The sequence below is a fragment of the Micromonospora sp. WMMD964 genome (genome assembly GCF_029581455.1).
In the GTDB taxonomy this organism is placed as follows: domain Bacteria; phylum Actinomycetota; class Actinomycetes; order Mycobacteriales; family Micromonosporaceae; genus Micromonospora.
Genome location: NZ_CP120860.1, coordinates 6,195,050 through 6,208,331 on the forward strand (window position 1 = coordinate 6,195,050; position 13,282 = coordinate 6,208,331).

Below are 13,282 nucleotides of genomic sequence, written 5' to 3' on the forward strand. Positions count from 1 at the left end.
TCAACGCGGCCCGGCGCTGGCGGTCAGCGTCAGCGCGGTGCGGCGGTTTCGGTGAGCAGGCCGAGGCGGTGCGCCAACGCGGCGGCCTCCCCGCGGTTGGTCACGTCCAGTTTCGCGATGATCCGGGACACGTGCACGCTTGCCGTCTTCGGGGAGATGAACAGCCGCTCGGCGATCCGGCTGTTGCTGTGCCCCTCGGCGACCAGTCGCAGCACCTCCCGCTCGCGGGCGGTCAGCAGATCCGCGCCGACCCCGCCCTGCCCCGGGGTGCGCAGGCCGACCCGCCGGGCCAGGGTGGCCGCCGCCTCGACAAGCGGCACCGCCCCCAGTCGCCGACCGATCTCGGTGGTCTCGGTGACCGCCGCCGCCGTCTCGTCGCGCTCCCCCGCCGCGGCTGCCGCCTCGGCCAGCGCCAGCAACGCGCGGCCCAGCGGGTACGGCTGCCCGTCGGCCCGCCACGCGTCGACCGCCGTACGCCAGGCCGGCAACGCGCGGTCACCGACCGCGAGCAGCGCGGTGACCTGGGCGGCGTGTGCCCGGGCCGCCGGGTGCCGGGCGGGCAGGTCGGCGGCGAGCGCCCCGACCGCGCCGGACAGATCGCGGTCACCCACCCGTGCGGCGGTACGCGCGACAGCGCTGAGCACCGGCCAACCCTCGCGGGGAAGCTGCGGCAGGCTCTCGTCGGCCACCGCGACGCCTGCCGCACGGACGGCCTCGACCTTGTCGTCAGCCGCCAACGCCGCCTCGATCGCCAGCTCGTGCAGCGGCAACCTGTGGTTCGGCCACAGGTAGGGCCGATTGAGGAAGGCGAGCGCCCGGTCGACCACCTCGTCGGTGCCCGGGTGGGCGCGAGCCAGCCGCAGCCCGGCGCTCAACTGGAGCCAGTGCAGCGCGGTGACACCCGACAGGTCGATCCGGGCGGCCTCCGCGCACACCGCCTCCGCCTCGTCCCACCGGCCCAGCGCGATCAACGCCTCGGCCCGGTTGGACAACAGGTACGCCCCGGTGGAACGGCTGATCCCCACCCGCCGCGCTTCGGTCACGCCGGCCTCGGCGGCCTGCGCGGACTCGGCGTACCGGCCCAGCTCGCAGAGCATGTCCGACTCGAACACCAGCGCGAGCACCAGGGCCGGGACGTCCCCCGCCGCACGGGCGGCGGCGGCCGCCCGGCCCAGCTCGGCCAGCCCTCCGGTCAGGTCCCGCTCGCCGTGGCACAGCAGTGCGATCCGCGTCGACAGCAGGGCGGAGTGTTCGCCGAGCGCCTCGCCGTCGTCGGCGGCCTCGGCGGCGACCCGGGCCGCCTTCTGGGGGTCGATCTTGACCAGGTGTGCGGCGATCTCGGCCAGCAGCCGGGCCCGCTCCGCGCCCCGGGGGCCGCCGGCCGCCAGCCGGTACGCCTCGTCCAACTCCCGGCCACCGTCACTCTTGCCGAGCAGGGCCATCAGTCGGCCGCGCTGGTCCAGCAGGCGGGCGGCGCGCAGCGGCGCGGCGTCGGCGTCCACCTCGGCCAGTCCGGCCCGGGTCAGGGTCATGGCCCGGCTGAAGTCGCCGGCGGTGACTGCGGCGTCCAGGGTCTGCTCCAGCAACGCCAGGTGGTCCATGCCGAGCAGGTCGGCGGCGTCGGGCACCAGCTCCCACAGCTCCAACGCCCGCTCCAGCAGCCGGCGCTGCTCGGCGTACGCGTACCGCTCGGCGGCGGCGCACGCCGCGACTTTCGCGGCGACGAGCGCACGCGGGTGGTCGTGCGCCGCGTGCCAGTGGTGGGCGATCTCGGCGGGGGCCCGCCCGGCGGCGACCAGGTGTGGCTGCGCCTCGATCGCGGCGGCGAAGCGCGCGTGCAACCGGGCGTGCTCGCCGGGCAGCAACTCGTCGTGTACGGCCTCGCGGACCAGCGCGTGCCGGAACTCGTAGTCACCGTCGCGGTCGGCCACCACCAACTGGGCGGCGACGGCGGTGCGCAGCGCCTCCTCCAGCTCGATCTCGGGCAACTCGGCGACCTCGGCGAGCAGGTCGTGGGCGAAGCGGGTGCCGCCGGCGGCCGCGATGCGCAGCACCCGCTGGGCCGGTTCGGGGAGGCGCTCCACCCGGGCCAACAGCAGGTCCCGCAACGTTTCCGGGAGCGCGGCGCAGCCCACCGGGTCACCGGCGACGGCCAACTCCTCGATGAAGAACGGGTTGCCCTGGGTACGGTCGTGGACATCGTCGACGGCACGGGTGTGCGGCTCGGCGCCGAGCAGGTCGGCGAGGATCGCCGCGGTGCCGTCACGGTCCAGTCGGCCCAGGTCGACCCGCTCCACACCGCGCGCCCGGTCCAGTTCGGCGAGGTACGGACGCAGCGGGTGCCCACGCTGCAACTCGTCGGTGCGGTACGTGCAGACCAACAGCAGCCGGCCCGGCCGGGCCGCCCGGACCAGGAAGCCGATCAGGTCCCGGGTGGAACGGTCGGCCCAGTGCAGGTCCTCGATGATCAGGACCAGCGGGCAGGCGTCGGCGAGCCGCTGGAACAACTCGGCGACCAGATCGAACAGGTAGCCGCGCGGGGCGTCACCCAGCGGCACGGCACGCGGGCCGGTCAGCGCCGCTGACGCCCGGCCCAACTCCGGTAGCAGCGGGGCGAACTCCGCCTCGTAGCCGGCGAAGACCTCGGGACCGTCGGCCCGCAGCACCGAGCGCAGAGCAGCGGCGAACGGCGCGAACGGCAACCCCGCCTCGCCCAACTCCAGGCACTGGCCGACCAGGACCCGCACCCCGCCGTCACCGGCCCCGCTGCCGAACTCCTCCAGCAGCCGCGTCTTACCCACACCCGCCTCGCCCCCGACCAGCACAGTGGTCGGCTCGCCCGCCCGGGCGCGGCCCAGCGCGTCCCGCAGTGCCGCGAGCTCGCGATGGCGGCCGACGAGGACTGAGCTGGCGGTGCGTACGGTCACAGGTTCGAGCATGCCACGCCCGCCCGCAACGCCCGCCCCGCCGATCGGCCGGTGTCCGGGCGGCGGGGCGGGTTCGAGTCGATCACCCGGCTCGGTCCGGCCGGCCGACCCGACGGGGGCGGTCACCGGCGGGCGTCGGCGGTGCGGCCGGACTGCCTGCGCCGCCCCAGCCAACCTTTACTGACCGGCCGGGACAGCGAGCGGGCGAGCCGTTCCGCAGCCGCCTCGGCGCGCAGCTCGGCGGAGTGGGAGCGGTGCAGGGTGAGCAGGAATTCTGCGTCGTTGCCGAACATGTCGGGCTCCTTCGTCGCGTCGTCGTCATCTGCTGACGACTCTTCGCGCGAAGGCCCCACCCGGGCATGGGCAGGACGCCTCATCTTCCCGACCGGCACCCTCCTTACCCGTCCGGTCCGGGCGCCTGAGGCGACGTAAGGTACTCAGTTGGCCCAGCACCCGGACGCGGATCAACGGGGCAGGCGGCGACCACTAGACTCTGCGGCATGGCAAAGCCCCAGGAGAAGGTCTCGTTCGGCCAGCGGCTGAAGCAGATCGGGATGGTGTTCCAGTTCACCGCCAAGCAGGACCGGTGGTTCGCGCCGCTGGTCGCCGCGGCGGTGCTGCTCCCGCTCGCCCTCACCGTGGTCGCGGTCATCTTCTGGGGCTGGATCTGGCTGCCGCTGGGCATCCTGTTCATCCTGCTCGCCGTGCTGATCGTGCTCAACCTGCGGTCCAACAAGGCGATGATGAACGCCGCCGAGGGGCAGCCCGGCGCGGCGGCGCAGATCATGGAGAACATGCGCGGCGACTGGCGGGTGACCCCGGCGGTCAGCTCCACCACCCAGATGGACATGGTTCACCTGGTGATCGGTCGCCCGGGCGTGATCCTGCTGGCCGAGGGCAACCCGCAGCGGGTGCGCGGCCTGCTCGGGCAGGAGAAGCGGCGGCTGGCCAAGGTGATCGGCTCCGCCCCCCTGCACGACTACGTGATCGGGCAGCAGGAGGGCGAGCTGCCCATCCGCAAGCTCCGGACCACGCTGCTGCGCCTCCCCCGCGCGCTCTCCGGCAAGGACGTCAACTCGCTGGACAAGCGGCTCAAGGCACTCACCGCCCGGCCGCAGATGCCCAAGGGCGCGATCCCGAAGAACATGCGGCCGCCAGGCGCCTTCCGCCAGTCGCGGGGCCGCTGACCCCTTCGGCCGTACGCCGAGAAGAGCCGGACCCGCACGGGCCCGGCTCTTTCGCGTCGTGGCCCCCGGAGAGGGACGCCACCCGTCGCGCGCACCCGCCTGTCACCCCGGCCTGACGCCCGTCCCGGAGGCCCGTCGCCCAGCACCTGCGCCTCGTCCGCTTGTCGCACCTGGCCCAGTCGCCCGTCGCCCGTCGCCCGTCGCCCGTCGCCCGTCGCCCGTCGCCCGTCGCCCGTCGCCCGTCGCCCGTCGCCCGTCGCCCGTCGCCCGTCGCCCGTCGCCCGTCGCCAAGATCCGAGCAACTTCCCTGATGTTGCTGCCTGCGACACGCGGGAGACACCAACATCCCTGGGGTAGTTCCATCCTGAGTTGGCTGGTCAGGGGGTCTTGACGGTGCGGGGGTGGCGGGGATGGAGCAGGTCAACCGCTGGTGATCTTCGCGGTGATCGTTTGCCGGTGGTGACGGTGTGGCGTGCAGAAGATAGATGAGCCCTCGGCCAGGGTGTTCGGTCGTGACACACAAAAACCCGGTGGCCGAGGGCTCGCCGCTTGTCTACCAGTCGAGCCTTGCGCTGTCCACGAAGACCCTGACCCTGGTCGTCAACGCGATCCGTCAGCACCGCTCACGGGTGCGTTCCCGATGGCGCAAGTTGTCCGATCACCGCGCGGCGATGATCGTGCTGGCGGTATTGCGCCATAACCAACGCCCTCACGACCTGGCCGCCGGCAACGGCATATCCGCCTCCACCGTCCGTCGATGGGTCGCGCAAGTCATCGCTGTCCTGGCCGCTGAGATGCCCCGCCTGTCACGGGTCCTGCGCCGCGCCCGCCACCACAGCGAGGTAGTCCTGCTCGACGGCACCCTCATCCCGGTCCAACGCCCCCACGACCGACACCGCCGCCGCACCCATTACAGCGGTAAACACAAAACCTTCGGCCTACTCGTCCTCGCCATCACCGACCTCAACGGCAACCTGCTCTGGACCTCCGCAGCCCTACCCGCACGCACCGCGGAAATCACCGCCGCCCGCCGCAACCGCATCCCCGCACACCTACGCGCAGCCGACCTCGCCGCCATCTGCGACCTCGGCTTCACCCGCCTCGACGACCAACCCGGCATCAGCCACACACCTCGCCCCCGCGGCGCTCACCCCGGCCACCCCCACGACCAACCCACCATCATCACCGGCCGCCGCGCCGCCCGCGGCAAACCCCTCACCCGCCACCAAACAATCGTCAACACCCTCATCAGCCGCGAACGAGCAACCAACGAACACGCCTTCAACGACCTCAAGAACTGGCGAATCCTCGACCGACTACGCGGCAACCACCACCACGCCACCACCCTGATCCGCGCACTCACCGTCCTCACCCAAACCCACACCACCCGCTAACCACCCACGGCAAACGATCAACCCAAAGATCACCTCACCACCAACCTGGACCTCCCACCCACCACCACCAACCGTCAAGACCCCCTGACCAGCCAACTCAGGATGGAACTACCCCCCTGATGTTGCTCGGATCTTGGTGCGCGGCGCGGGCGGCGTGCGCGGCGCGGGTGGCGCGGGTGGCGCGGGTGGTGCGCGCAGCGCGGGCGGCGCGGGCGGCGCGGGCGGCGCGGGCGGCGCGGGCGGCGCGGGCGCGGTCATGATCGTGCTCGAACCTGGTTGTAGTGGTCTCAGTGACGTGTGGATGCCACCACATCAAGGATCGAGGGCGATCTTGGGATCGCTGAGGCGGGCTCGGTCGCCTAAGCGGGCGCAGAGGGTCGGGTCAGCCGCGGGGCGCGTCGACGATGACCGAGTCGGCGAGGCGGTCGTGCAGGCCCCGGCGGTGCTCGTCCATGATCAGCGCGGGGACGACGAGGGCCAGCAGCAGGCCCCGGATCAACCCTCGGAGGATCCCGATCCGCCCGCCGTCGTGCCAGTTCACGCAGCGGATCTTCGTGATGTACATGCCGGGCGTCTGGGCGAACAGCCCGAGGAAGAAGCCGTAGACCAGCACCAGCACGAGCACCGGCGCCCAACCGTCGCGTACCGGGTCGGCGAAGAAGTTGGACACCAGCAGGCAGAGCACCCAGTCGATGATCAGCGCCCCGAACCGTCGCCCGAGGGTCGGCGGGGTGAAGGTGGGGTCGGTGGCCGGCGCTGCCGGGGCGTGCGGATTGGTCACAGCGGTCAAGGGTATCCGCGCCGTGACGGGGGCTTGCCGAGTGTCGCCGCCACTGTGTGCCGATTCAGGCCAAACGCATCAGATGTCACTAGACTGGCACAGTCGGTACGGCGTTCGCAGCGGACCGAGGCGTCGACCGGAGCGTCGCTGACGCTGCGCGAGGGACGTAACACGGCAGAAACAACGGAGACACGGCCGGGCAACCCCCCGGCCCTAGCGTCGCCAGAAGCCTAGCCACCCAGTGGACGTGCCAGGAGGATGTGTGTTCGCCAATCCCGAGGAACTGCTGCGATACCTCAAGAACGAGGACGTGAAGTTCGTCGACGTTCGTTTCTGTGACCTTCCCGGCGTGATGCAGCACTTCAACCTGCCGGTCGAGTCCGTCAACGACGACCTCTTCACCGACGGCCTCGCGTTCGACGGTTCGTCGATCCGCGGTTTCCAGGCGATCCACGAGTCGGACATGCTCCTGCTCCCGGATGTCGCCACCGCGTTCATCGACCCGTTCCGCGCGCAGAAGACTCTTGCGCTCAACTTCTTCATCCACGACCCGTTCACCCGCGAGGCGTACACCCGCGACCCGCGCAACGTGGCGAAGAAGGCCGAGGCTTACCTCGCGGCCAGCGGCATCGCCGACACCGCGTACTTCGGCGCCGAGGCGGAGTTCTACATCTTCGACTCGATCCGCCACGAGACCTCGGCGCACCAGTCGTTCTACTACATCGACTCGATCGAGGGCGCGTGGAACACCGGCCGCGAGGAGGCCGGTGGCAACCGCGGTTACAAGACCGCCTACAAGGGCGGCTACTTCCCGGTGCCGCCGGTCGACCACTACGCCGACCTGCGCGACTCGATCGTGCGCCGGCTGGTCGACACCGGCTTCACCGTGGAGCGCTCGCACCACGAGGTGGGCACCGCCGGCCAGTCCGAGATCAACTACAAGTTCTCGACGCTGCTGCACGCCGCCGACCAGCTCCAGCTCTTCAAGTACATCGTGAAGAACGAGGCGTGGGCCAACGGCAAGACCGCGACGTTCATGCCCAAGCCGCTCTTCGGTGACAACGGCTCCGGCATGCACACCCACCAGAGCCTCTGGCTCAACGGTGAGCCGCTGTTCTACGACGAGACCGGTTACGCCGGCCTGTCCGACACCGCCCGCTGGTACATCGGCGGTCTGCTGCACCACGCCCCGTCGCTGCTGGCCTTCACCAACCCGACGGTCAACTCGTACCGTCGCCTGGTGCCGGGCTTCGAGGCGCCGGTCAACCTGGTCTACTCGCAGCGCAACCGGTCGGCCTGCACCCGCATCCCGGTCACCGGCAGCAACCCGAAGGCCAAGCGCGTCGAGTTCCGCGTCCCGGACCCGTCGGCCAACGTCTACCTGGCCTTCTCCGCCATGATGATGGCCGGCCTGGACGGCATCAAGAGCAAGATCGAGCCGCCGACGCCGATCGACAAGGACCTCTACGACCTCCCGCCGGAGGAGTGGGGCGACGTCAAGCAGGTGCCGGGCTCGCTGCCGGCGGTGCTCGACTCGCTCGAGGCCGACCACGACTACCTGCTCGACGGTGGCGTCTTCACCCCCGACCTGATCTCCACCTGGGTCGACTGGAAGCGCGCCAACGAGGTCGACCCGGTGCGCCTGCGCCCGACCCCGCACGAGTTCGCCATGTACTACGACTGCTGAGCCTGATCAAGGCTCTGACCTGCAACAACAGGATCACTACTGATCTTGGGTACAGGTTGGGTACAACCTCACGGACGGCGGTCATGCCCGGCTCACAGCCGGCGTGGCCGCCGTTTCGTGTTGGCCGAGCGCACCGTCGATGAGCAGCCGGGTCCGGTCGAGCACGTCCGGCCACTCGTGCACGTAGGTGTTGAGCGTGATGGTCGGTGTGCTGTGCCCCAACGCGAGCTGCACCGTCTTCACCGACGCGCCCGCGTGGATCAGGACCGTCGCGTAGTAGTGCCGTAGTCCGTGAATCCCCCACCGCGCCGGCAGGCCGACCAGTTCCCGGGCGCTCGTCCACGTCCGCGAGAAGGTCGCCGCGTTGACGGGCTCGCCGCCGACACCCTTGAACAGCAGGCGTGCGGCCCGGCGGACCGGCCGGCGACGGTCCGTGTCGTCGTCAACTTCGACCGCGTCGCACCCGTCGGCCAGGTGCTGACGCAGCGCCACCGCCACGACGTCAGGCAGCTCGATGGTGCGGGCGCTGGTGCTGGTCTTGACCGGTCCGAGGAACGGTTGACGGCCCTTGAGCACCTTGAGTTGGCGTCGGACGTGCACCTCCCGCACGTCGAAGTCGATGTCGTCCACCTCTAGGCCGAGGATTTCGCCCAGGCGCAGGCCGCAGCCCGCCGCGAGATAGACCGTCGGGGCCAACCGGGCCGGCAGCAGACGCGCCAGGTCGTGCACCTGCTCCGCCGTGGGAAGGACCCGGCTCCCCCGGCTGACCGGCGGAAGCCGGATGCCCTTGTCGCACGGGCTGGCCGAGATCAGCCGGTCCCGCACCGCCATGGCGAACATCGAGCTGAGGTAGGTGTAGACCACCCGCAGCGTGGTCGGAGCGAGGACCGTCGACCGGTCCCGTATCCATCCCTGGATGTGGCTCGGGCGGACATCCTTGATCTGCTGCGCGCCCAGCCCCGGCAGCACGTGCAGCCGGACAGCGTGCTCCACCCGGACGGTGGTGCTGTCGGTGTGGAGTTGGGCGTCCCGCCACAGCGAGGCGAGGGCCGCGACGGTGATGCGGCCCGCCCGGTCATCGATGTACTGACCCCGGCTCAGGTCGGCGCGCACGTTGGCGTCGTGGCGGTCGGCATCCACCTTCCGCTCGAACAACTGCGTACGCGTCTCGCCGAGGTTGTCCGTCCAGCGGACCCGCCACCGCTTGCCCCGCCCGTGCCGTTTCGACGGCACCCGGGCACCGTCAGGGCCACGCGCGTTCAGGTACCACAGGTCATCGACGGGCATGGCCTACGCCGCCTGCTCCGCGACCCAGGACCGCACGTCCTGCGGGTCGTACCTCAGGTGCCGTCCGACCTTGGCCGCCGGTGGCCCGAACCGGCGGTGCCGCCATTGGTACAGGGTGCCCACCGGCACGCCCAGGAAGGCGGAGACATCCTCCACCGTCCACAGCCGGTCGACAGCGCTTGTCTGCCTCTGAGTGCTCATCGGTCCAGTGCTCCATTCCACGACTGCGATGGCCGACTGTCGGCCGATTAGGTGTCAAGGTGGGCTTGACGCTGGATCGCGCGTCAGCCGACGAGGGTCTGCAGGTACTCGCGCGCCGCGTCCTCGTGCTCTCGGGCCATCGCGGCGGACGCGTTGGCGAGCATGGCGTCTGCGGTGGTGTGCCAGCCGGCGCCCACGAATTGCAGGAAGTTGACCACCAGCGTGGTCGGCTCGGTGCCGGCCGCGGCTTCCTGCGGGCCGCTGCTCTGGGCACGGCGGAACACGATGCGTTGGTTGCGCAACAAGGCGAAGGTGATCGAGTAGCGGCGCGACTTGGTGAGGAAGTGGCCGCCAAAGCCGAGCATGTGCGCCCAGCGGCGCAGCCGCCGCCAGCCCCGGGGCGTGCCGAGCATCCAGCACGCGTCGATGAGGCGTTCGGCGTGGCTGCCGGCCGGGTCGGCGTAAATGTCGATGCTGTCGGCGGTCAGCCGATTGGAGGCGTGGCCGGTGACCTCGGTCGATTTGGTGGCGTACTTGGCCAGGTACGCGGCGACCTGCGCGTCGGTCACCTCACCCCGCCCGGCCACGGTAATTACCTTGGTGAGCACCTGCGTGCCCCAGGTGATCGGCCAGCCGCCGGGGCGGGCAGGGTGGTCGGCGGTGGTGAAGCCGACGGTGGCGGCAGCGTGGTCGACGGCGGCCACCAGGTCGGCGGCGTCGAGCTGCGGCGGTGCCGGCACGATGGCGTCCGGGTCGCCCGCGTCGCGACCGTCGAGCCGGATGATGGCGTGGAAGTGCACGACGCCGCGTCGTTGCATCTCGGCGGCCTTCCCGAACGACAGCCGCACCGGGGACACCCACCGGGTCTTACCGGTACGCGGCGAGGTCACGGGGATGTCGGGGATGCCGCGAGCGGCGGCCAGCCGGTGCATGTAGCGGTTGATGGCGATGGTGGTGCGCCGCCACAGCTCCCCGGCCGAGAGGTTCCAGACCACCTGCGCGTCGTGGTCGTAGCAGTCCAGGCACAGCGGGGTGCCCAACCGGGCGTCGGTGTCCTCGTGGCGGGCGAAGCAGACCAGCCGTACGCCGTGCGGGCACATGGTCGGCTCCCGGCGGGCGTGGCACGGCTCCGGCCGGCAGTCGCACGAGGTGCGCCGGGTGCAGGTGTGCCGCTTGACGTAGCGGGTGTGCACCTCGCCGAAGGACGGGGCGGTGAAGGTGGGAAAGACCGCCGGGTGGTGGGCGACCTGCTCCGGTACGCCTTTGCCGCCGACGAGGCCGGCGCGCACGACCTGGTAGGCGTCGCGTTGGTAGAGCTTGGAGCAGGTCGGGCAGACGGCGGCGCGGCGGTTGCCGCACGGCTTGTAGATGACGCCGTCGGGCATGTCGGCCGTTGACCGCTCGGACAGGAGACGGCCGGTGGCGGCCTCGACGGTGGCCATGGTGCCGACCAGGCGGACCGGGCGGGTGCAGCCAGCGGCCGGGCGGACGTGGCGCAGCCAACCGGCGAAGTCGGGTTGCGTCAGCCGGGCAGCGGCCTGGAGCCGGATATCGGCGGACGTGGCGTACCAGGGTGGAGCGGTCGGCTCGGCGCACGGGGCCGTACCCGAAGCAGATGCTTCGGGTACGACGGTCAGCGTCGAGACGGTCAACGGGTCGCCTTCACGGGGCGTCCGTTGGCAGGCTGGACGGGTCGGTTGTTGGTGTTCGGGTCGAGGCCCAGGACCGCGAGGGCTTGCGTGGCCTCATCGGAGGTCACCTTGAGGCGGACGGCCAGTTGGCCCGGGGTGATCGGCGTGCCGTGCTCGGTGCGGTACTGCTTCGCGACGCGGGTCGCTCGGGCGAGCAGGTCCGGGGCCACGATCGGCAGCGGCAGTTGGGCAGCGTCAGACGCGGTGACAGGAGTGTCAGTGGTGGACGGTGCCAACGTCGGTGCCGGGGTGACATCAGGCTTGCTCGGACGGGGACGGGCGGGGCGGGCAGTCGCATCGGGCCGGGGCGTCGACGGCTCCGGGGCCGGGACCGATCGCGGTGCGGTGATCCGGTCGGCCAGTTGCGCCGGGGTCGGGATCTCGGGCCGGGCCGGCGTCGGTGCCGGCTCAGCGGGTTCGGTAGCGGGAACGATGGGCAGCTCGGGCCGGACCGGCGTCGGTGCCGGGACGGCGGGAACGGTCACGGTCGGAGTTGGCGTCGCGGCGGGTGCCGGGACGGTGCCGGTGGCGGCGGCCGGGGTTCGGCCGCTTTCCCGGCGGAGCAGAGCGCGCATGTGCACGGCCAGGCCGGCGACGGCCGGCGGCAGTGCCCCGACGATCGCGGCCAGGACCACGCGCCAGGGTTCGACGTTGGTGGACATGGTGTCGAGCAGGTGGTAGGCCGACTGGGCAGCGATGCCGATGCCGGCCGCACCGTAGGTGTTCTTCTTGGCGAACGCGGCGACCCGTGCGGGCACGGGAGCCATCCACAGCACCAGGGCGACGACCACGTAGCCGTCGACCGCGATGGGCATCAGCCAGGCCAGAGCGAGGCTGACCGAGGTGCCGGGGACTGTGATGCGGTCGGTGAAGCCGGCGAGTTCGGCCAGCGCGATCCAGGTGGAGGCGGACAGGCCGAACGACGCGGCCAGCACCGCCCACGAGGCGATCGACGCCAACCGAGGCTCACCGGCCGCCGGCCGAAGGTTCGTCGGGTTGGTGGTCATGCCGTGGCCCTCCCATTGGTGAGGCCGAACAGGGTCGGTTCCTCACGGGAGGCCGGCGGCGTGGGTTGGGCCGCCCTGCGGGTTGCCGCCCGGTTGGACCGGGCGGTCTTGAGGTTGTGCAGGTCGGCGAACTGGTCAGGCGTCAGCACGTTGAGCGCCTGCTTGTCCTCGCCGCGCCGCCGGTAGAGCAGGGGGCGGACGGTGGCGTTGGTCGGGCAGTCCGTTACCCCGTCGGGGTAGCGGAAGCCGCAGCCCGGGCACAGTGACCGTGCCGGGCTACCGGGGTGGTGATCGGCGAACACCTGCGCGAGGGTCGCCACCGTGATGCCGAGGCCGGCGCGGATGAGCCGCTCGTCCAGGGCGATCCGGTCGGCGCGGTCGCCGTAGCGCATCTGCACCGCCTGCCGGGACACGCCCAGCCGGTCGGCGATCTCCGCCCAGGAGTACCGGTACGGAGGCTGACGCAGGCCGGTGACAGCGAGCCGGGTCATGGCGTCCACGTCGGTGGACAGCGCCGCGAGTGACCGCAGCGCCTCGATGTCGCCGGCAGCGACCCGACGGGCGTACGCCCGCAGGATGCGCCGCACGAACGCGTCGAACTCGGTGGTTTCCACCGACCGCTTGGCGCGCTTCGTACGGGTGCGCGTCAAGCCGGGCTTGACGGTGTTCTTGTTCATGCCGCACCACCGTTGGTGCGGTCCCACGCGTCGGCCGCCGCGTTGAGGACGGCGACGACAGCGTCGGCGGTCTGGCCCTTGGCGTCGTTGAAGTCGTAGGCGTTGTCGAGCCCCTTGTAGTACTGGCCGTCGGAGAACCGGCAGGCCAAGTACCAGTCCAGGTAGGTCAACGCCGCCTCGAAGTCAGCGAACTCCGGGGCGTCGAACATCTGCGCCGGGGCGTCGACAGGTCCGCCGTAGCAGACCATGCCGACCGCGCCGACCAGACAGGCCGGGGGCGTGAACGACCCCGACGTGGCGTCGTAGTAGGCGCCCTGCGTCCAGCCGTGGCGGGACAGGTACAGGGCGGCGTCCCGCAGCGCGCGGGCCGGGGTGGTCACCTGCTCGGCAACCGTGTTTTGGGTAGCGTGCATGACGGCAGCTCCTTCCGGGCTGTTGATGGG

At 71.3% G+C, this 13,282-nt stretch carries 12 protein-coding genes; 3 read left to right on the top strand and 9 right to left on the bottom strand.

The window, feature by feature from the left end:
* Positions 1-29 precede the first annotated feature (29 nt).
* Together O7616_RS28110 and O7616_RS28115 are read right to left on the bottom strand one after the other, a co-directional pair.
* Positions 30-2,927 (bottom strand): helix-turn-helix transcriptional regulator, encoded by a 2,898-nt coding sequence (locus O7616_RS28110; protein ID WP_282304720.1) that lies wholly within the window; start codon positions 2,925-2,927, stop codon positions 30-32.
* A gap of 122 nt (positions 2,928-3,049) precedes the next feature.
* A complete protein-coding gene (locus O7616_RS28115; protein WP_282257440.1) occupies positions 3,050-3,220 on the bottom strand; it encodes a hypothetical protein in 171 nt (56 codons plus the stop codon).
* 207 nt (positions 3,221-3,427) lie between these two features.
* On the opposite strand from O7616_RS28115, the gene O7616_RS28120 reads away from it, so the two are divergent.
* Both O7616_RS28120 and O7616_RS28125 read left to right on the top strand, forming a co-directional pair.
* Positions 3,428-4,114 carry a DUF4191 domain-containing protein gene (locus O7616_RS28120; protein ID WP_088988305.1) on the top strand — a complete coding sequence of 229 codons (687 nt, stop codon included), beginning with the start codon at positions 3,428-3,430 and terminating at the stop codon, positions 4,112-4,114.
* A gap of 512 nt (positions 4,115-4,626) precedes the next feature.
* The gene (locus O7616_RS28125) at positions 4,627-5,508 is read left to right on the top strand and encodes a transposase family protein (protein ID WP_282303345.1); all 882 of its coding nucleotides are present in this window, start codon (positions 4,627-4,629) and stop codon (positions 5,506-5,508) included.
* A gap of 382 nt (positions 5,509-5,890) precedes the next feature.
* Here O7616_RS28125 and O7616_RS28130 read toward each other — a convergent pair whose 3' ends face one another.
* Complete coding sequence (locus O7616_RS28130; protein WP_282257438.1) at positions 5,891-6,289, bottom strand: RDD family protein; 399 nt, start codon at positions 6,287-6,289, stop codon at positions 5,891-5,893.
* Between the two features lie 262 nt (positions 6,290-6,551).
* On the opposite strand from O7616_RS28130, the gene glnA reads away from it, so the two are divergent.
* Positions 6,552-7,976: a type I glutamate--ammonia ligase gene (gene glnA, locus O7616_RS28135; protein WP_282304721.1), complete on the top strand. Its 1,425-nt coding sequence runs from the start codon at positions 6,552-6,554 to the stop codon at positions 7,974-7,976.
* 81 nt (positions 7,977-8,057) lie between these two features.
* Here glnA and O7616_RS28140 read toward each other — a convergent pair whose 3' ends face one another.
* The 6 genes from O7616_RS28140 to O7616_RS28165 all read right to left on the bottom strand — a co-directional run bounded on the left by O7616_RS28140 (position 8,058) and on the right by O7616_RS28165 (position 13,252).
* Complete coding sequence (locus O7616_RS28140; RefSeq protein WP_282304722.1) at positions 8,058-9,263, bottom strand: site-specific integrase; 1,206 nt, start codon at positions 9,261-9,263, stop codon at positions 8,058-8,060.
* A 3-nt stretch (positions 9,264-9,266) separates the two neighbouring features.
* Entirely contained in the window at positions 9,267-9,464 is a 198-nt protein-coding gene (locus O7616_RS28145; protein ID WP_110565749.1) for a helix-turn-helix domain-containing protein, read from the bottom strand.
* Positions 9,465-9,547: 83 nt separating this feature from the next.
* A complete protein-coding gene (locus O7616_RS28150; RefSeq protein ID WP_282304723.1) occupies positions 9,548-11,116 on the bottom strand; it encodes a replication initiator in 1,569 nt (522 codons plus the stop codon).
* On the bottom strand, positions 11,113-12,162 hold the full coding sequence (locus O7616_RS28155) for a hypothetical protein (RefSeq protein WP_282304724.1): 1,050 nt from the start codon (positions 12,160-12,162) through the stop codon (positions 11,113-11,115). Before O7616_RS28155 ends, O7616_RS28150 begins: the two co-directional genes overlap by 4 nt.
* A complete protein-coding gene (locus tag O7616_RS31200) occupies positions 12,159-12,839 on the bottom strand; it encodes a hypothetical protein (protein ID WP_348773840.1) in 681 nt (226 codons plus the stop codon). Before O7616_RS31200 ends, O7616_RS28155 begins: the two co-directional genes overlap by 4 nt.
* Entirely contained in the window at positions 12,836-13,252 is a 417-nt protein-coding gene (locus O7616_RS28165; protein ID WP_282304725.1) for a hypothetical protein, read from the bottom strand. Before O7616_RS28165 ends, O7616_RS31200 begins: the two co-directional genes overlap by 4 nt.
* Between the last annotated feature and the right edge of the window lie 30 nt (positions 13,253-13,282).

Excerpts from the sequence above, each read along its gene's own strand:
- O7616_RS28115 (WP_282257440.1), bottom strand. The coding sequence starts at position 3,220 with ATGTTCGGCAACGACGCAGAATTCCTGCTCACCCTGCACCGCTCCCAC.
- O7616_RS28120 (WP_088988305.1), top strand. The coding sequence starts at position 3,428 with ATGGCAAAGCCCCAGGAGAAGGTCTCGTTCGGCCAGCGGCTGAAGCAG.
- O7616_RS28140 (WP_282304722.1), bottom strand. The coding sequence starts at position 9,263 with ATGCCCGTCGATGACCTGTGGTACCTGAACGCGCGTGGCCCTGACGGT.
- O7616_RS28145 (WP_110565749.1), bottom strand. The coding sequence starts at position 9,464 with ATGAGCACTCAGAGGCAGACAAGCGCTGTCGACCGGCTGTGGACGGTG.
- O7616_RS28155 (WP_282304724.1), bottom strand. The coding sequence starts at position 12,162 with ATGACCACCAACCCGACGAACCTTCGGCCGGCGGCCGGTGAGCCTCGG.
- O7616_RS31200 (WP_348773840.1), bottom strand. The coding sequence starts at position 12,839 with ATGAACAAGAACACCGTCAAGCCCGGCTTGACGCGCACCCGTACGAAG.
- O7616_RS28165 (WP_282304725.1), bottom strand. The coding sequence starts at position 13,252 with ATGCACGCTACCCAAAACACGGTTGCCGAGCAGGTGACCACCCCGGCC.